At 45.7% G+C, this 19,850-nt stretch carries 16 protein-coding genes; 9 read left to right on the top strand and 7 right to left on the bottom strand.

The annotated features are described in order from the left end of the window. Window positions 1–22: 22 nt before the first annotated feature. Together LQE92_RS03885 and LQE92_RS03880 are read right to left on the bottom strand one after the other, a co-directional pair. Window positions 23–697 (bottom strand): ABC transporter ATP-binding protein, encoded by a 675-nt coding sequence (locus LQE92_RS03885; protein ID WP_331001226.1) that lies wholly within the window; start codon window positions 695–697, stop codon window positions 23–25. Window positions 698–815: 118 nt separating this feature from the next. Further along, a complete protein-coding gene (locus tag LQE92_RS03880; protein WP_231061676.1) occupies window positions 816–1,463 on the bottom strand; it encodes a TetR/AcrR family transcriptional regulator in 648 nt (215 codons plus the stop codon). Between the two features lie 212 nt (window positions 1,464–1,675). Between LQE92_RS03880 and LQE92_RS03875 the strand changes: the two genes are divergently transcribed. Beyond that, window positions 1,676–2,005 carry a helix-turn-helix domain-containing protein gene (locus LQE92_RS03875; RefSeq protein WP_231061675.1) on the top strand — a complete coding sequence of 110 codons (330 nt, stop codon included), beginning with the start codon at window positions 1,676–1,678 and terminating at the stop codon, window positions 2,003–2,005. Window positions 2,006–2,051: 46 nt separating this feature from the next. Here LQE92_RS03875 and LQE92_RS03870 read toward each other — a convergent pair whose 3' ends face one another. The 5 genes from LQE92_RS03870 to LQE92_RS03850 form a co-directional block, all read right to left on the bottom strand. Continuing rightward, complete coding sequence (locus tag LQE92_RS03870; RefSeq protein WP_231061674.1) at window positions 2,052–3,731, bottom strand: hypothetical protein; 1,680 nt, start codon at window positions 3,729–3,731, stop codon at window positions 2,052–2,054. Next, window positions 3,728–5,311 carry an ATP-binding protein gene (locus LQE92_RS03865; protein WP_231061673.1) on the bottom strand — a complete coding sequence of 528 codons (1,584 nt, stop codon included), beginning with the start codon at window positions 5,309–5,311 and terminating at the stop codon, window positions 3,728–3,730. Before LQE92_RS03865 ends, LQE92_RS03870 begins: the two co-directional genes overlap by 4 nt. After that, a complete protein-coding gene (locus LQE92_RS03860; RefSeq protein WP_231061672.1) occupies window positions 5,311–6,984 on the bottom strand; it encodes an ATP-binding protein in 1,674 nt (557 codons plus the stop codon). The genes LQE92_RS03865 and LQE92_RS03860 overlap by 1 nt, the downstream gene beginning before the upstream one ends. Before the next feature lie 17 nt (window positions 6,985–7,001). Further along, on the bottom strand, window positions 7,002–8,126 hold the full coding sequence (locus tag LQE92_RS03855) for a hypothetical protein (protein ID WP_231061671.1): 1,125 nt from the start codon (window positions 8,124–8,126) through the stop codon (window positions 7,002–7,004). Between the two features lie 113 nt (window positions 8,127–8,239). After that, a complete protein-coding gene (locus LQE92_RS03850) occupies window positions 8,240–8,443 on the bottom strand; it encodes a helix-turn-helix domain-containing protein (RefSeq protein WP_231061670.1) in 204 nt (67 codons plus the stop codon). 799 nt (window positions 8,444–9,242) lie between these two features. Here LQE92_RS03850 and uvrB point away from each other — a divergent pair. From uvrB to LQE92_RS03810, 8 genes are all read left to right on the top strand, one after another. Then, complete coding sequence (uvrB, locus tag LQE92_RS03845; RefSeq protein ID WP_231061669.1) at window positions 9,243–11,237, top strand: excinuclease ABC subunit UvrB; 1,995 nt, start codon at window positions 9,243–9,245, stop codon at window positions 11,235–11,237. Window positions 11,238–11,333: 96 nt separating this feature from the next. After that, entirely contained in the window at window positions 11,334–12,152 is an 819-nt protein-coding gene (locus tag LQE92_RS03840) for a hypothetical protein (RefSeq protein ID WP_231061668.1), read from the top strand. Window positions 12,153–12,158: 6 nt separating this feature from the next. Next, complete coding sequence (gene uvrA / locus LQE92_RS03835) at window positions 12,159–15,005, top strand: excinuclease ABC subunit UvrA (RefSeq protein WP_231061667.1); 2,847 nt, start codon at window positions 12,159–12,161, stop codon at window positions 15,003–15,005. A 13-nt stretch (window positions 15,006–15,018) separates the two neighbouring features. Next, window positions 15,019–15,627, top strand: coding sequence for a histidine phosphatase family protein (locus tag LQE92_RS03830; RefSeq protein ID WP_231061666.1), 609 nt, complete (start codon window positions 15,019–15,021; stop codon window positions 15,625–15,627). Between the two features lie 77 nt (window positions 15,628–15,704). Continuing rightward, the gene (locus LQE92_RS03825; RefSeq protein WP_231061665.1) at window positions 15,705–16,202 is read left to right on the top strand and encodes a zinc ribbon domain-containing protein; all 498 of its coding nucleotides are present in this window, start codon (window positions 15,705–15,707) and stop codon (window positions 16,200–16,202) included. An 83-nt stretch (window positions 16,203–16,285) separates the two neighbouring features. Further along, window positions 16,286–17,827 (top strand): glutamine-hydrolyzing GMP synthase, encoded by a 1,542-nt coding sequence (gene guaA, locus LQE92_RS03820; RefSeq protein WP_231061664.1) that lies wholly within the window; start codon window positions 16,286–16,288, stop codon window positions 17,825–17,827. A 394-nt stretch (window positions 17,828–18,221) separates the two neighbouring features. Further along, window positions 18,222–18,683, top strand: a complete 462-nt coding sequence (locus LQE92_RS03815) for a MarR family winged helix-turn-helix transcriptional regulator (RefSeq protein WP_231061663.1) — start codon at window positions 18,222–18,224, stop codon at window positions 18,681–18,683. Next, on the top strand, window positions 18,680–19,594 hold the full coding sequence (locus tag LQE92_RS03810) for a DUF1848 domain-containing protein (protein WP_231061662.1): 915 nt from the start codon (window positions 18,680–18,682) through the stop codon (window positions 19,592–19,594). Before LQE92_RS03815 ends, LQE92_RS03810 begins: the two co-directional genes overlap by 4 nt. Window positions 19,595–19,850: the final 256 nt, after the last annotated feature.

The following is a 19,850-nucleotide window of genomic DNA, read 5'->3' as shown; positions in this document are numbered from 1 at the left end:
ATCACGCCGATCAGATAATCTTCTATATCGCATGGATGATTTCTGCGGTATCCTCCTCCAAAACAAGCCTTCCATCTGCAATTATCCCGATACGGTCGGTAACTTGCTGCACTTCGGATATGAGATGGCTGGATAGCAGAATCGTTATCCCGTCTTGATCGACAAGCTGGCGAAACAGGACGCGCATTTCTCTCATTCCCACAGGGTCAAGTCCATTAACCGGCTCGTCTAAAATCAATACCTCCGGTTTATGAACAATAGCGCGGGCTATTGCCAAACGTTGACGCATTCCCAAGGAAAATTCACGGACGGGTTGTGTACCTGTGCCGGGAAGTCCTACACGTTTAAGCACCAGTTCCACCTCCATGTTTTCAAGCCCCATATAGGCTAAATGGAGGAGCAGATTATCGGTAGCCGATAAATGTTCGTAGAATACAGGGACTTCAATCAGACTTCCGGTATGTTTTAGAATTTTGGCGTTCTCTTTAACACTGTCCATACCGAGAACAGTAGCAGTCCCGGTTGTTGGTTTGAGAAAACCAAGCAGCAATTTGAACATGGTGGTTTTTCCGGCTCCGTTTTTACCAAGAAAGCCGTAGATCGTCCCTTGTTCCACTGAAATTCGGCACTCCCTGATAACCTCTTTCCCCGAAAAAATCTTGGTTATCCGGTCTGTGGAAATCACGATTTCTTTCATTGCGTCCTCTTTTTCAATACCACACGACGGTATGTATAACAATAAAGAAAATACAACATCGTTAAAATACCGGTCGAATGAATGTATTCTACTAAAATAAAATTGCCTTGCGGCAACTTTATTTTTCGTCTGGCATTTTGTCAAAAAATTCTTCCACCAAAGCATAGATAGAATCATCCATAAGGGGAACTCCCATCTTCTCCAGCATATCACCAAGAAAACGGAACTTGTGCTTCATTCCCTCTTTATCCGCAGGAAACACAGATGGCAGTAGCCATAAGCTGGTGAGCAATGGCATTAGTTCCGCAATTTCTTTGGCATACTCGGTATGCAGAGAACCATCCTTATTTCCTTCTTCCAGCAGTTCTTGATAATATGGGGTTAGAATACGCCGGTTGGATTCAATCATCTCTACCAGAAGCCGGGGATTTCTCGTGATGGGAATCGATTGTATTGTCATGTTGGTTCGGGCTTCGTCCGATTGATTCAGACGGATGGCCTCACGCAGCTTTTGCAGGCCGTTCAAATCTGAACGATTTCGAACTTTCTCAAAGGGGTTATTTGCAGAAAACATTCGGTCGCCTACTGCGTCCATAATTTCTTCTTTTGATTTGAAATGATGATAGACGGCTCCTTTGGATAGGCCATCCAAATGATCTACAATATCTTGAATGGTGGTATTGCCATATCCTTTTTCTAAAAATAGCCGCTGAGCCACATCAAGAATTTTTTCCACGGTCACTTCAGGGTATTTGTTACGTGCCACATAACTTCCCCCTTTCTTTAACATACGATTAGTATGTATTTATTATATCGAATAGAGGGGTCCTTGTTAAGATACATTCGGTTGGTATTATTTGCCTTTGAGTTTTTCCGTCTAATTGCCGAAGGCATCGAATGGTTTGCAAAAAAATGCTGTGCGACAAGACCGCTTGTTGAGAGTTATTTCGTTGTTATTATTATCAGTAGGAAACATCCATGAGCTTTGCGGAGATTGTGCGGTATGTTCCCATCGAAGATATGATAGCTCTTTACCAGCCCTATTATGAAATGGATATTCATCAGTTCGTCGATAAGGTGAATGCGATGTGTAAAGAGGCGAAATCGGAAACAACTCTAAAACTTCTACGGCAGAAAGCCGATTTGAGTCAACGCAAGCTTGCGGCTTTGTCCGGTGTCACGGTGTGCACTATCCAGCAATACGAGCAACGGCAGAAGAATATCAACAAGGCTCGGATGGGGTATCTTATCGTGCTGGCAAAGATACGATGCTGTGAGGTAGGGGGCTTGATGAAGAAAAAGGAATAGAAAATGATCGCGACCATTCAACACTGTGGATGGTCGCGGCTTTTGTTTATTCACCTTCAATTACAACATCGCTGTCATTTATAAAGGACAGTTGTACAGCACCGTTGGATAATTGTTCTTTTTTGTCATTGAACTTAATCAAATAATACGGTAGTATTTTTTTGAATTGTTCGGGCCAAGGCAGTATTCTCAGTTCAGAAACCGTATGAGAAACAAATATCATAAGTTCTTTCTTCTGTTCCTCACTCAGCGCCCGATATAGTTTCTGCCATTGTGCAGTTGTTCCATTCCTTTCAAAGTGGTAACGGAACATAATCAACTCACGAGGCATCGCCAATAATTCAAAGTATTCGTCGAGAGAACTGCCAAACGCTTTATAAAAGAAATCTGATCCAGCAGCTACCACGCCTTTTGTTACTTGCAAAATAGCAGAAATTGCACGAATGGATTTTTTTGTCCAATTTGTACCGATGAAATCGCGGTCAGTACGATCAATGGGCGAATATTTCATCGGAAACGAAAAAATCTGAATTCCAAGCTCTCTGTTCAGCTTAATATTGATACGCAGGCGTTCATAGAGTTCTTCCGGCTTATCCTTATAATTGAAAAGGATATAGTTAGAAATCTCTTTTATTCCATACTTGTGCGCAGTACGAACAGCGGCACAATATTTGTCTTTCAACTTAATATCATCAAAAGCGATTCGCAGTGGCCTGATTGCAAGACGAGCAAGTTGCGTCATATTTTCATCATTAATCTTTCTTCCGTCAACACCTTGGTTGAAATCCAAATAACGAGCCTTAGGCGTTTTGTTTCGATATTTCTCAATAATCGGAGTTAACTCAGCTTCATGTTCAAGCATATACTCGGCAAAGTTCTCCGCATCTTCTGCTCCGATAACAATTTGGAGGAAAACATCAAGCATTTCTGGGGACTTGATGCGCTTTTTGAATTTCTCCAAATATGTCATCATCTTTCTGTCAAGAAAATCAGCACGATCACCGTTATGATAACGCATCATAACAATATTATAGCTCCCCGGATCAACATATTTTGCGCCTCGTCCAAATCCCGCGGCACATAAATCGTCAACCAAAGCCTCAAGATCAGGGGTATTCAGCACATTATTATCCAATAACAGAAGATGCTGCTTTGGACCATATTTTCGATCAATCGTGTTGATTTGTTCAATGATATTGTTAGTAACGTGAAAGTTTGGCTCCAAAATCGGCACTGCGCAGAAAGAGCAGTGATTAGGACAGCCGCGGGTTGTATAGGCAAAATAATTGTCGCCTGCCAGATATTCATAGTCGATTTCTTCAAGAATATCATAATCGAGAGGAAGCTGATCTACATTGATGTCGTTATTATCGCCTACAACGGAAGTATCTGTAAACAAACCTGTCAGAATATGTGAACGTTTGATGCCGGTGGCATCAATAACTTTGTCGGGCATAAGAGATGCCATAATACCACCGACATACAGCGAATCAACATCATTAACAAGGTGCATATAATGATTTATCGTTTTAACAGAAATTGCAAAATCAAAGGTAAATAACGTTGTTACATAAATTCTATCCCACACTTCCGCATCAATATTCGGATTTGTCCCTTTGACAAAGTGTACTTCGTCTCCAAGCATTTTGTGGTAAGTGCTTATTTTCATCAAACCCATTGGGGGGTATTTGTTTTTATAATTTGGCTCTACTAATAATACTCTCATTTTTTCTTCACGCTCAGTTCTGATTTTATCTTCTCACGTAATGCTTCAGCCGTCTTTGGATCATCCGCAAAATAGATGTCTATCACAGAAATAATGCGTTGGTACAACTTACGTTCATCACGGCTGTAAGAGGAAGGTAAATCGTTTTTAGTTGCATAACCTGCATTTACAATTTTCGTGTTCAACGCAGCTACTTTTTTAGTTGCGGTTTCCGTCTGAGAAAGAGCTTTTTCCACCGTTTCTTTACGTTCATTATCGAATGTGCCACGCTCTAACGCTTTGCGGACGGTCTTTTCTTCTTTTTCGCGAGTACGGGCGATTTTTTCGAGGCGTTCAGAAATTTGTTCTCTTTTTTCGTCAGAAGTAATTGCACCGGAGTCAATTTTCTCTTCCAATTCCCTCTGCTCTTCATTCAATTTAGTTAGGTTACGAAGTGCAGAAGTCGCCTCCGATGTTCCACGACGATATTTTTTGTTGATTGTTCCTGCCCATTCAGCAAGCGCTTTTCTCATTTCATTGTAGACTGTACTTGGCTCAAAATCGTCTCTCTGGGAGTTCGGAACCAATTCGTCATGAAGTACATGAATTTCTCCTGCAAACATGCGGTTGGCATTGTGACCTTCAGATGGGAAGAATTTTGCAAAAGTTGTTCCGTTGCCGACAAGAATGTTTCCTTTGCGGAATCGAATTCCCTGAACGGACTCGTCGGATATAATGCCTGAAAAATCGGTAATAGCTAACCAGCCGATATACAGCGGCTTGCCGTCAGATGCTTCGTGATAAATGAACTCAACATCGCGCACATAATCCTTTGTTTTTGTACGTTCCTGTTTTCCAGTTGACATACTGCGAGAATACAGTTTGTAGATTGGCTTTTTACGTGCGCCGCGAAGGATTTTATAGCAGGGAATCGGGAAACCCTTTTCTATAAAATATTCCCGGATCTTTTTTGCCTGAACGAAATGCTGACTATCAAAATCAATGGGTGCAGTTTCTGCGAGATAGCGAATAGCGTCATCTTCGTCTAACAGACCGGATTCCTTAGGGACACCTATTAGGCGTACTTCAAAATAATGTTGTTCAGCTTCTTCCGGCTGTTCTTCAAAAGCACTGATCGCTTTGAAAGTTTCCATGATGTCTGATGTTTCAGTATTTGATTTTTGGAGCAGTTGTTGCATTCGAACACAGTCACAAGTCATTATGGTTTTTGCGGTATCTCCGATAGCAGAGGTGATAAATTGCACTTTCTCTGCATATGCAAGTCCACCTAATCGTCCGATGCCGCGAAAACCGCGTTCTGTCACGCCATCTTTATCAGATGCACCAACATTCATTAGTTTTACCTTTGCAATATTAAGCGGTATTCCAAGGCCATTATCTCTGATGACAATATTGCGTTCCTTATCATCAATGAAAATATGTATCTCAGCTTCGGTAGTTTGCAGAATGCCCGCCTTTATTGCCTTGTCGATAGAGTCAGAAGAATTCTGAATGTATTCACGATAAATGTGCATAGGATTAGAATACATTCCTTTTGTCAATATTTCCAGAAGGAATTTTCCGGCAATAGGCTCGCTCATTATTTGCTACCTCCTTGATTGTAGGACGGAAACGGGAATTGGATTTTCAACAGCGTCTTAAAAACAGGGTGATGCACAATCAGATCGCCCTTCTTTAAGCGTGTCATCATATTGGCATATACAGACGGAACAAATTTGTAATCAGGACGGGATACCTCAATGGCATTGGTACGTCCATAAATATTTGTTCCACAATTCCCTTTGATACGATCATGGATCGCGCTTCTGAACTGCTCTGCTGAAAACAGAATCACCCCCTCAGAACGTCCTCGTTCTGTAATATCCAACAAGTTTGCGAGGAGAGGCGAGTTCTTGCTGGAAGTAGAGGGAGCATATTTATTCAGCTCATCCACAAAAATAATGATTTTCTTGGGAACCGGCTTATCGCTGATACGATCCTCCTGATCAAAATCTCCGTGCTTCAAAGAATAGACAGAACGAATAATATCGCCAAAAACAAGACATTGAAGTTGCTCCGTTAGCCCCGCAATATCTACAACCATCATCTCCCCGCCGTTGATGTTCAGCACTTCGTCTGAAAGATATACCTGATGCTGCTCTTTCTTGCTCGACTTTGCATTAACAAAAATATCATCGTTAATGGAATTGTTAATGAGGCGGCGAAATCGTTGCCATGATTGAATCAAAATACTTGAGTTGTCTTTTTTTCCACTTCCTTTGCTACAAAATTCCTTCAACACCTCTTTGAAATTGACCCAACTCAAATCACCTCTAAACTCAGGGCCATAATCAATATAGTTCAGGATGGACTCGATTGTATAGTTGGGATCATCTACATTTGCAAATAGCATGTCTACCTTGCTGATATCATGTTCAAAGGTGTAGACAAAATTCGCCGCTTGATTCGTGGCGAATTGTTCAATCAAATCATTGGTAGGCAATGCGGTATTTGCGTACAGCTTATCCTTTTGTTGTCTATACGGATACAGATATTTTACATTCTCAAACGGTGTGCATGGTACGCCCAGATCAGTCCAGTCTTGACGTTGCGCCTCCGTAATCTTCTCATTTGGCTGATGTACATGAAGTAAATCGTCGCCCTTGACATTCATTACAATAATGGCGACATCATCCTTACATTTATGCTGAATTGCTTTCAAGAGGAACATAACATAACTGGTCTTTGTTGCCAAGCCAGAAATACCGGAAATGTTCATATGCGCTCCCTCCGGACCGATCAGGAAATCGCCGTTGTATTTAATTGGAACAGAGACATTGTTTCCTGCTTTCATCAGACCTGCGGGAATAGCAGTTTTTTCATCAATGTTATCAAGTCCAAGTGCGACTTGAATATCATCTTCATCCGCCGTATATACAGCAGATCCTTCGAATACCGGCATGAAGTTTTCTTTGGTGTTATGAATGACTGACACTTTGGCATAGGAAAGAGACAGACGTCTTGTCATAGGCGCAATATCCACATTGCCAAAATCGGAGGAAACGTAGTTGCTGATATGACCTGTACCATCTGTAATATGGAAAATATCTTGAACAACGCCATATGTGATCGAATCGTCCGTTTTGTTATGTACAAGGACAATGTCGAACGGACTCAGAATTGTATCATCAGACAGCCAAAATTGGAACTCATCGCAGGATGAAGGATTCTTTTCTGTGGCAGATACCTTGCCAATCAGCTTTCTTGTACTCATTTTTCTATCTCCTCTTATTACCGAAAATCTCGTTTGAAATTATTGATAAACACCAGGTCGCTTTCAAATGTGGACTTGATAAGTGTTTCTGTCAGATATACCGGGTATAGATGACTTGCCCACCGTTCATCGCGCCCATAACAAGTTGGTGAACCTTCATTGAGCAATGATAAAGAAATCGTATCGACAACATCTGTTGGAATTCCGCTGTCGTAATAATCCTCTAACACCATTTTCTCAATTTTGATTATTCCTTCGAGAGGATTTGAAACTTTGTTTTTGGGACGTATTCTTAGATACCATACCCCAAATCGCCTGCCACGGTCATTTTCTTTCAAAAACACCGGGGTACGTTCACCATATTCAAGTTTCAAAAGTTCTGCGCCTATTTGTGTTCCTCCGCGTTTGGATTTGCTGGATGTGGGGAGCATAGGATTGAAACTCTTTGAAACCCCTATTACATTGTAAAACAGATCAGCAAACTCGGTTTTTCCTGTGTCTTGACGGAGAAATTGAAGTGGTCCGTCTACCACTAGCATGCGGTCAGTGTCCAACACTCCAGATTTGACCATATTTGACAGAATTTCTATTTCCATGTCATGCATCATAGTGTTGGCTTTTGCGATTGCAGCATTAACAGGAATATTATGTTTTTCCGGCTCAAAGCGATACTCGACCACTTCCAGAAACATTTCTTGTGCGACCTTTGTTCTGGTAATACGCTGTTGGATTTCTTTGAAATCTACCGTGTTGACTTTGTCGCTCAATAGTAAAAGATTCTTTCGCTGTATTGCCTGATGCGAGTGGAGCTTTTTCTTACTGCCTCTTTCAGTACAGCCAGCTCTGATTTGAGCAACGACTACTGGATAAATTTTCTTGCCCTCAATCACAATATCGCCAATTTTATATGTCCGCCTAGAACCATCCATGAAGAATGAAAAATTAGAGAAAGTGCGATCTTCTACATAGAGGTCATATTTTCGTATTTTCTTTGACTTGTCCGTTTCAAACGGTTCTCCGATTACTTTGATTTCATCGCCCTCGTCCTGATACGGTTCTTGATAATAATGATCAAGATCGAGACTTTCGTTTTGATACAGCGCAACGCCGCACTTGTCAAATATTTTATTCAGTGTAGGCATAATAAACCTCCATGCAGCTATTATCGCAAATGACCTTTCCCGTATCGGAAGGGCTTAAACCTCCGTGCCGACTTATCCCATTATTGTAGGAGGTGCTGGTATAAAAATGTGGCTTACTTTTTGTTTTCAGTGGAAGTCTTGATATACTTTCCACTTTTAATTCGAGCATCTGCCGGTTTCGGCTCATCATCAGGGATTGCCCAAGTGCGTCCGATTCTTATCGCGCCCGGTATGCGATCTTCATTACATAAAATTTGTATGCGGCGCGTAGAAATACCCCAGCGTTCAGCGGTTTCCGTTACGGATAGATATTTCATTTTGTAACCTCCGATTACCGTGATTTTTGGGATAGATATAATAACATAGTATGTATTATACTCGTTTAACCGAATAAAATCAAGATAGCCGTCGGAATATCCGGAAAGATTTTGCAAAAGTGTCGGATTAAGAGTGTGGGAATACTCCCCAGAAGAAAAATGAGCGTTTCAGCTGGTAGCCGGAACGCTCATTTTTGTGTTGTGTGACAACATTAGATGTGCTTACTGTTCAGCAAGCTCAATATAGCAAGCAATGCAAACATGTACATGTTTGCGATTTTGGCGGATTTTCTCCCCGCCAAAACGCTTGTTAAGGGATAACCCTCAAGCCCCCCAAGATCGTCCCCTTCAGTGACGGCTGCGCATCCTGCGGACGCTGAAATGTGAAATAAACAAAAGAAAAACTCTATGCAAATGGTTTGTCCATTCACATAGAGTTTTCTTATTTCCCGTTCACTTGGCATAGGTCAGTATTTTACAATACTTCTTTATGCACCTCTGCCCTATGCAGGCTCTTTTTTATTTTCTGCAGACGGTTGTTGAAATCGCGCGGATTTTCTCCTATTGACGCGAAAGGGAATAGCAGTTATACTGGTAAATGAACGTATGTTCTGAGAACTACAGACGGATGTGTCTGTCTGCGGCATAGGTTTTAAAGCATAGCGTGTTAATATAGGATGAATCATGGTATACTATACCATTGAGGGTTTTATGTTGTTTTTGGCGGGTATATGCAGGAATTTGGGATTCATGCAAGGAGCTTCCGGAGGCAGTATAAACAGTAAGGAGGTTTACTGGGGTGAACAGATTTGAATTGGTATCAGAATACACTCCTACCGGAGATCAGCCGCAGGCTATAAAGGAACTGGTCCAGGGCTTTAAGGAAGGAAACCAGTTTGAGACTTTGCTGGGTGTCACAGGATCAGGAAAGACCTTTACCATGGCCAACGTGATCCAGGAGCTTCAGAAGCCGACGCTCATCATTGCACACAACAAGACACTGGCCGCGCAGCTCTACGGGGAGTTCAAGGAATTTTTTCCTAACAATGCGGTGGAGTATTTTGTCTCCTACTATGACTATTACCAGCCGGAGGCCTATGTGCCTTCCACAGATACTTATATAGAAAAGGATTCCTCCATCAATGACGAGATCGATAAGCTCCGCCATTCGGCGACGGCAGCTCTGTCGGAGAGAGAGGATGTTATCATCATTGCTTCCGTTTCCTGTATTTACGGCTTGGGAAGTCCCATCGATTACAAGAACATGGTGGTATCTCTGCGGCCCGGCATGGTCCGGGACAGAGACGAGGTGGTACACAAGCTGATCGAGATCCAATACAACCGGAACGACATGGATTTCAAGCGCGGCGCTTTTCGAGTGAGAGGAGATGTGCTGGAGGTATATCCGGCTTACTGCGACGGAGTCGCTTACCGAATCGAATTTTTCGGCGATGAAGTGGACCGGATCACGGAGATAGATCCGCTGACCGGTGAGGCGAAGAGCCGCCTGGAGCATATCGCGATCTTTCCAGCGTCCCATTACGTAGTCCCCAGGGATAAGATGCTGGAGGCGGCGGAAACCATTGCTGAAGAGCTAAAGGCGCAGGTGGCATATTTCCGGAGTGAGGATAAGCTTCTGGAGGCTCAGAGGATCTCGGAACGGACCAATTTTGATATCGAGATGATGAAGGAGACCGGATTTTGCTCCGGCATAGAAAATTATTCGAGACATCTGACCGGGCAGGAGCCGGGAGTGCCTCCATGTACGCTGTTTGATTACTTCCCGGACGATTTCCTGATCATGATAGATGAGTCTCATATTACCATTCCTCAGATTCGGGGAATGTACGCGGGGGACCGGTCCAGAAAGACAACTCTTGTGGAATTTGGGTTCCGCCTTCCTTCCGCGCTGGACAACCGTCCTCTTAATTTTTCAGAGTTTGAGGAACGGATCAGTCAGCTTCTGTTTGTGTCTGCCACTCCGGGTGCGTATGAAGCGGATCATGAGCTTTTGCGCGCGGAGCAGATTATCCGCCCTACCGGGCTTCTGGACCCCAGAGTCGAGGTGCGGCCGGTGGGAGGACAGATCGACGATCTGGTCTCCGAGGTGAACCGGGAAGTAGAAATGAAACGGAAGGTACTGGTGACGACCCTGACAAAGCGGATGGCGGAGGATCTGACCGATTATATGCGGGAGGTGGGAATCCGCGTCAAATATCTGCATTCCGATATAGATACATTGGAACGGAGCGAAATCATCCGGGATATGAGATTAGATCTGTTCGATGTCCTGGTGGGAATCAACTTACTCCGAGAGGGATTGGATATACCGGAGATCGGGCTTGTGGCAATCCTGGATGCGGATAAGGAAGGCTTCCTGCGTTCAGAGACCTCTCTCATACAGACCATTGGCCGGGCGGCCCGGAATGCGGACGGACATGTCATCATGTATGCGGACAGGATCACCGACTCCATGCGTGTGGCCATAGGTGAAACAGAGCGGCGGCGGAAGATCCAGCAGGAATACAATGAAGCGCACGGCATCACGCCGACGTCCATTAAAAAGGCGGTAAGGGATCTGATCAGTATCTCCAAGGCGGAGGAAAAACGCACACGCGGCATTAAGCTGGATAAAGATCCAGAATCCATGAGCAGTAAGGAGCTTCAGAAGCTGATCGGAAGCATTCAGAAGAAGATGCAGCAGGCAGCCGCGGAACTGGACTTTGAGCAGGCAGCTGAGCTGAGGGACCAGATGATGCTTTTAAAAAAGCAGCTGTATTCGGCGGAGACCTGACAGGGACTGCCGGGTGGGGGATTAAAAAGAGTATTGAAAAAGCAGAAAACGCCAGTAAAAATAGGAATCAATAATCACTGAGATTGAGATGAGGGAATGAATGTGAGAAAGAGCCGCAGAATTTCTGCGTGCATGGCGATTTTGGCTTTATGTTTTCTGCTGAGCGGCAATGAAGAAAGAATCAAAAACGATTCTCTGGCATTAAAGGGCGGACGCTCCGCCGCGAATGAAGAATTGGGATTCCGGGCAGGACTATGTCTGACAGGAGATGATGAGGCTGTCATGACAAAGTTTGCGCCTTATCTGACTGCGTGTCTGGAGGCGAAAGGGATCACGGTCATCACCGGAAGCTTGGAAGAACTGAAGGATGAACACGCCGATATCATCATGGCGTCTCCAATGGATAAGGAGAAAGCGGAGAAGATCGTGAAGGAAGTATCGGAGGAGACACCGGTGCTTATCTTCAATCATTCTCCTTCTGATAAGATCGCGCTGGCAATGATGCCGCCGGAGGGAATTTACAAAGCGATTTATATTTCGTATGATTATGCCAGAATCGAAGAAGTTCTGGATGAACTTGTCGTGGGCGGAAAGAAAAGATTTGGAAAATGTGCGGCAGTATCCGGATCCGGTTCCACAGATGATTCGCTGTTCCTCCGGGAAATAGAGAAGGTCTGTGCAGAGAAAGGAATTGATCCGGAGGACGTTTTCGTGTTTGTATCGGATGAAGAGGTTTCTTCTCTTCTGGAAACGGACAGCTCGGTAACACACTTATTCATCGAGTTGGTTGAGCCGGCGATCGAGTCCGCTGCGGAATTTGCGGCAGAGATCAAAGAGGGAAAGGACAGTTTCAGCATTTTGTATATGGAACCGCCTTTCGTTACCAGGGAAGAATATTGGGAATTGGACAGGTGAAAAGATATGGCAAAGCAGCAATATATTAAAATACGTGGTGCCAACGAGCACAATCTGAAGAATATATCGGTGGATATTCCCAGGGATCAGTTTGTGGTGCTGACGGGACTGAGCGGTTCAGGGAAGTCCTCTCTGGCCTTTGACACCATTTATGCGGAAGGGCAGAGGAGATATATGGAGTCCTTGTCTTCCTATGCGAGGCAGTTCCTGGGACAGATGGAAAAACCGGATGTAGAGAGCATCGAGGGGCTTTCGCCGGCCATCTCCATCGACCAGAAGTCTACAAACAGGAATCCCCGTTCCACGGTGGGCACGGTGACGGAGATATATGATTATTTCCGTCTGCTCTATGCGCGGATCGGGATTCCCCATTGTCCCAAATGCGGAAGGGAGATAAAGAAGCAGACCATAGACCAGATGGTGGATCATATCATGAGCCTGCAGGAACGAACGAAGGTACAGCTGCTTGCTCCCGTGGTGCGGGGCAGAAAGGGCCGCCACGAGAAGGTACTGGATCAGGCGAAGCGGAGCGGGTATGTCCGAGTCCGCATCGACAATAACCTGTACGAGCTTACGGAGGAGATCAGTCTCGATAAAAATATCAAGCATAATATTGAAATCGTGGTGGACCGGCTGGTGGTGAAGCCGGGGATCGAAAAACGTCTGACGGATTCCATCGAGACGGCCATGCAGCTGTCTGACGGACTGATGATTGTGGATGTGGCCGACGGGGAGCCAATTACGTTCAGTCAAAGCTTTTCCTGTCCGGAATGTGGAATCAGTATCGAAGAGGTAGAGCCCAGGAGCTTTTCCTTCAACAATCCTTTTGGTGCCTGCCCGGAGTGCGCCGGGCTCGGTTATAAGATGGAATTTGACGAGGAGCTGATGATCCCTGATAAAAGCCTCAGCATCAATCAGGGAGCCATCACCGTCTGCGGCTGGCAGTCCTGTGCGACCAAAGGAAGCTTTACCAGGGCTATTCTGGACGCATTGTGCAAAGAATACGGTTTTGATCTGGACACTCCTTTTCAGGATTACCCGGAGCGGGTCCGCCATATCCTGCTTCATGGAACGAGCGGAAAAGAGGTAAAGGTCCATTACCGCGGTCAGCGGGGAGAAGGAATATATGATGTGGCGTTTGAAGGACTCATCCGGAATGTGGAGCGCCGCTACCGGGAGACCGGATCCGAATCCATAAAGGCCGAATATGAAAGCTTTATGCGGATCACTCCCTGTAAAGTGTGCGGCGGGAAGCGCCTGAAACAGACGTCCCTGGCTGTGACCGTCTGCGATAAGAATATCTATGAGATCACGTCCATGTCCATTGGGGCACTGCAGAGCTTCATGAAGGATGTGGAACAAAGGCTGACGCCGACCCAGATCGCCATTGGAGGATTGATTCTGAAGGAGATCCGGGCGAGGGTCGGATTCCTGGTCGACGTGGGCCTGGAATATCTGTCTCTGGCCAGAGGGACGGCCACGCTGTCAGGCGGAGAGGCCCAGCGGATCCGCCTTGCTACACAGATCGGTTCCGGTCTGGTTGGAGTGGCATATATCCTGGATGAGCCCAGCATCGGCCTTCATCAAAGGGACAATGACAAGCTCCTGAAAACCCTGATCCATCTGAGAGATCTTGGGAACAGTGTGCTGGTAGTGGAGCATGACGAGGATACCATGATGGCGGCCGACTGTATCGTGGATATCGGACCAGGGGCGGGAGAGCATGGCGGCGAGGTGGTAGCGGTCGGAAAAGCCAAAGAGATCATGGACTGTCCGAACTCCATCACAGGAGCCTATCTGAGCGGCAGGACCAAAATTCCGGTGCCGGCCGCCAGGAGAAAACCAACTGGTTTTCTCACGGTGAAAGGGGCTGCGGAAAACAATTTGAGAAATATTACAGTGAAGCTTCCGCTGGGAGTGTTCACCTGTGTGACCGGAGTATCCGGATCCGGAAAGTCTTCTCTGGTCAATGAAATTCTGTATAAATCCCTGGCGAGAAAGCTGAACCGGGCCAGGCTGATTCCCGGCAAGCACAAGGAGATTGAAGGAGTGGAGCAGCTGGATAAGGTGATCGCCATCGACCAGTCTCCCATCGGGAGGACACCCCGCTCCAATCCGGCCACCTATACAGGTGTATTTGATACGATCAGGGACTTGTTCGCCTCCACCGCGGACGCGAAAGCCAAAGGATACCAGAAGGGGCGTTTCAGCTTCAACGTAAAGGGCGGACGCTGTGAGGCGTGCAGCGGAGACGGAATCCTGAAAATCGAGATGCACTTCCTTCCGGATGTGTATGTTCCCTGCGAGGTGTGCGGAGGAAAACGCTACAACCGGGAGACTCTGGAAGTGAAATATAAGGGAAAGAGTATCTACGATGTGCTGGATATGACCGTGGAAGAGGCGATGAAGTTTTTTGAGAACCTTCCCGCCATCCGCCGAAAGATTGAGACGCTTTATGATGTGGGGCTTTCTTATATCAAACTGGGTCAGCCCTCTACGACTTTGTCCGGCGGCGAGGCCCAGAGAATCAAACTGGCGACGGAACTGTCAAAACGGGATACCGGAAAAACCATTTATATCCTAGATGAACCGACTACGGGCCTTCATTTTGCGGATGTCCACAAGCTGGTTGAAATTCTGCAGCGTTTATGCGAAAATGGAAACACCGTAGTGGTCATTGAACACAACCTGGATGTCATCAAGACGGCCGATTATCTGATCGATATGGGGCCGGAAGGCGGAGACGGAGGCGGAACCGTGATCGCGGAGGGAACACCGGAAGAAGTGGCGGAGAACCCTGTTTCGTATACTGGAAAATATGTGAAGAGATATCTGCAGCAGAGAATGGACTAGGAGAGTCAGACGAATGAGATTTATATTGATAAGGCATGGAGAGACAGAGTGGAATACAGCGGGAAGGTATCAGGGACAGACGGATGTTCCCCTTTCTGAGAGAGGAAGAGCCCAGGCGGCGGCGCTGGGAAAGCGGTTTGAATCCATTCAGGTGGATGCGGTTTATTCTTCCCCTCTGCAGAGAGCCTATGATACTGCCAGGGCGGTCGCGGAGCCGAAGGGGCTGCCGATCCATAAGGTCGACGGCATCAAGGAATTGGATTTTGGCGAATGGGACGGTCTGACGAAGGAAATGATTGAGGAGAAATTCGGCGAAGCTTTTTCTTTATACAGGATTGAGCCTTTCCATTATCCGATGGCGGGGGAAGGGACGCTGAATCGGGCGAAGCTGCGCGTAGGCGAAGCGCTGGAAGATATCAAGGAGAAATACCGCCATACGGATAAGACCGTAGTAGTAGTGGCCCATGGAGGCATTCTCAAGCTGGCGGTATTTTACCTGCTGGATATGTCCTCACGCCTGTATCGGTGCATCGAACTGGATAATACGTCTTTGACCGTCATTGATATAGAGAAGGACCGCAGTATCCTGCGTACCCTGAATGACTCCCACCACTTGGATTGACATTTATCGGGGATGCTCCTATAATAAAAGTGCGTCCGTCCGGTATGATTCGGGGCAGGGCTGAGAGGAGGATTCAAATGGACTTTTTCGATACATTAGGTGAAACTGTAGCAAGCGCCGGAAAAGTGATCGGCCATAAGACTAAAGAGGTGGCGGGCAGTACCAAGCTGAGCCTTCAGATTTCCCAGGAAGAAGCGAAAGTAAAGAAAGCCTATGCCGCTTTGGGTGAGGCTTTTTATGACGACCATGCGGAGGATATGCCGGAGCAGTATGCGATTTACGCGGTGGATGTGAAGGAATGTCTGGACCGGCTGAATGCCTTGAAGAAGGAGAAGCAGATTCTGAAGAATCAGAAGCGCTGCGTGAAATGCGGCGCACTGATGCCCAATGAAGACAAGTTCTGCGGAAAATGCGGCGCGGAAAATGAGATTTTGGTTAAGGACGCAGAACCGGAAGAGAAGGAAGAAGCGACGGATGAACCGGAAGGTGAGACCAGGGTCTGCCCGTCCTGCCAGGCGAAGGTCAGCGCAGAGCTTATCTACTGCCCGGAGTGCGGTGAGAAGCTTCAGCCATAAATTGCCGGTTTCCGGCAGTCCTGTCTGCTGAAGGGCGCTGGAAGTGACAGACTAGAGAAAAAACAGGCAGGAGGAGATCTTTTGTGGAAAAAGAGATGATTATTGTACTGGATTTCGGCGGCCAGTATAATCAGCTGATCGCCAGAAGGGTACGGGAGTGCAGTGTTTACTGTGAGGTCCACCCTTACAGCATAGGACTGGATAAAATAAGGTCCATGAACCCGAAAGGCATTATTTTTACCGGCGGACCCAACAGTGTGTACGGCGATGATTCGCCACGCTGTGAAAGGGAGCTGTTTGAGCTGGGGATTCCTATCCTGGGGATCTGCTATGGTTCCCAGCTGATGGCATATATGCTGGGCGGCAGAGTAGAAACGGCTCCTGTCAGCGAATATGGAAAGACAGAAGTGGATGTGGATAGGGATTCTGTTCTTTTCGGCGGTGTTTCTGCCCGGACGGTGTGCTGGATGAGCCATACGGATTATATTGCTTCGGCGCCTGCCGATTTTCAAGTGACAGCGCATACGGCCGCATGTCCCGTGGCAGGTATGGAGTGTACGGAACGGAAGCTTTATGCGGTTCAGTTCCATCCGGAGGTAATGCATACTCAGGAAGGCATGAAGATGCTGTCCAATTTTGTATATAAGGTCTGCGGATGCTGCGGGGACTGGAAGATGGGTTCTTTTGTGGAGGATACCATCAGACTTCTGAGAGAAAAGATCGGTGATGGGAAGGTGCTCTGCGCGCTGTCAGGCGGTGTGGATTCTTCTGTGGCAGCGGTTCTTTTATCGAAAGCCATCGGCAGACAGCTGACTTGTGTTTTTGTGGATCACGGTCTGCTCAGAAAAAATGAGGGCGACGAGGTAGAAGCGGTATTCGGTCCAAAGGGCCCTTATGAGCTGAATTTTATCCGCGTGAATGCTCAGGAACGCTATTACAGGAAACTGAAGGGTGTTACGGAACCTGAGGGAAAGAGAAAGATCATCGGCGAGGAATTCATCCGCGTGTTTGAAGAGGAAGCCAGGAAGATCGGCGCTGTGGATTATTTAGTACAGGGTACCATTTATCCTGATGTGATTGAGAGCGGCCTTGGAGAATCTGCGGTCATCAAATCTCATCATAACGTGGGCGGGCTTCCTAGCGTGGTGGATTTTAAGGAGATTATCGAACCGCTTCGGCTGCTTTTTAAGGATGAAGTGAGGAAAGCGGGACTGGAGCTGGGCATTCCTGAATATCTGGTTTACCGCCAGCCTTTCCCGGGTCCTGGGCTGGGTATCCGTATTATTGGAGAGGTGACAGAGGAAAAGGTGCGTATCGTGCAGGATGCCGATGCCATTTACCGGAAGGAAATCGCCAAGGCAGGTCTCGACAAAGGTCTCGGCCAATATTTTGCCGCTCTGACCAACATGCGGTCAGTGGGAGTCATGGGTGATGAACGCACTTATGACTATGCGGTGGCGCTGCGCGCCGTCAATACCAGTGATTTTATGACGGCCGATGTGGCAGAATTCCCCTGGGATGTGCTGAAGATCGCAGCCAGCCGGATAGTAAATGAGGTAAAAGGCGTGAACCGGGTCATGTATGATCTGACCAGTAAACCGCCGGGAACGATAGAATTCGAATGACGGAAGTTTGAAATAAATTATTTTGAATGACAGGTAGTCTATGAGATTGCCTGTTATTTTTATCTTATCTGTATTTAATCTGGTTATATAAAATCGCAGGGGTTAGTATTAACAATGAAGTTTTCACTCCTTGCTTATGTATGCGCAGTCAGTATAGCATATATGCTTAGTATAATAAAAGTACACTAAGCAATGGTATATAAAGAATCACAAAAAACTGCTTTATACTGAATTATTAACGAGTGGCAAGCTGAACAGGCTGTGAATAGTGAACTTATTGATAACGAATGTAACGCCTTATTTTGTATTTTGAGATGCTTGACATTGCAGAATATTCGTGTTACCATAAAGTCAAATATTAGACCGTCTGATTTTTGGCAAAGAGGGGATGAATATGGAACGAGAAGAAGTCCGAAATTATGTTGAACAATACTGTAAGCTGCGAGATATTCAGTTTTCTGCATATGAGCTATATGCGAGAAAGCATAACTTATCGGCTAAAGAACTCTTTGTTCTTGATATTATTTGGTTTGCTCCAGATGGGTGTCTGCAATCGGAAATTTGTGAACGATTATCCGCCACAAAGCAAACAGTGAGTGCCATTGTCAAGAAGTTCTGGAAGCTAGGTTATTTATCTCTTACCGAATCGGAAACTGACAGACGGAATAAGATTGTCCGATTTACTGACGCAGGTATAGAATATACGAAAAAAATAATCCCCCCGGCGGCTGAAGCTGAGGTGGAAGCTATGGCTGAAATTTCAAATACCGATATAGAAGAACTGGTACGCCTTACAACTATTTTTTCAGAACATATGAAAAACAAATTTTCCGAGATTGAGGGGGAAGAAAAATGATACTTAACACAGGTGGACGGACAGATACTGTTCAATATTACACAGACTGGCTTCTGAACAGATTTACCGAGGGCTATGTTCTCACACGCAACCCCTTATTCCCTAATAAAGTAAGCCGCTACGAACTGATACCTGACAAGGTGGATTGCGTGGTGTTCTGCTCCAAAAACTACAAGCCTATTTTGCCGAGGCTTCACGAAATTACAGATAAATTCAACACCTATTTTCATTATACCATTACCGCCTACGGAAAGGATATTGAACCGGGCGTTCCATCTGCAGAGGATAGTATGCAGACGCTGATCGAGCTTTCAAAATTGGCGGGAAAACAACGTGTTGCATGGAGATACGATCCTGTTCTGCTGACTGAAAAGTACACGATAGAAAGGCATTTGCAGACCTTTGAAAAAATGGCAAGCGTACTAGCACCTTATATTGACCGTTGTATTTTCAGCTTTGTTGAGATGTATAAAAAGCTGGAAGTTAATATGCCGGAATTGATTCCCCTGACGGAACAGGATATGGAAAGATTGGCACAGGGGCTTGGTGCAATCGCTGAAAAATACGGCGTTTATATACAGACTTGCGGAACAAACGGCGATTTTACCCGATACGGCATTCATTCTTCAGGCTGTATGACACTAAGTATTCTTGGCGGTGCAAACGGAATTATTTTTAAGGATTTAAAGCACAAAGGTATGCGGCAGGGCTGTCATTGTATTGAAAGCCGTGACATCGGTGCTTATGACACTTGTATGAACGGCTGCAAATATTGTTATGCAAATAAGAATCCGCAGAAAGCCTTTGAAAACTATAAATTCCATAATAAGACTTCTCCTCTGCTGCTCGGCGATGTAAAGCCGGACGATACAATCATACAAGGAGTGCAGAAGTCTTTCCGAAAAAAATAAGAGCAATGGATGAAAAAAATCGTACAAAATGAAACAGTATGACAGCAAGCCTGAAGGTCATATCCATATGGGAGCGTGGTGATTATGGAATCTCCGATCATAAAAAATGTTGGCTGTCCTCACGCCTGCAAATACTGCTGCCTTTTCTTTATGAAGCGGATTACAACCTCCCCTGAACCGTGGGGCGAATTTATGGATGTGAAGATTTGGAATAAGATTAAAAATCCGGAAAAATATGCGGAAAAGAAACTTTTTA

The sequence above is a fragment of the Lientehia hominis genome (genome assembly GCF_021044755.1).
GTDB classification, from domain to species: Bacteria; Bacillota; Clostridia; order Lachnospirales; family Lachnospiraceae; genus Lientehia; species Lientehia hominis.
The sequence above is the reverse complement of the archived record's forward strand: the minus strand, read 5'-3'. Positions and strand labels throughout refer to the sequence as shown.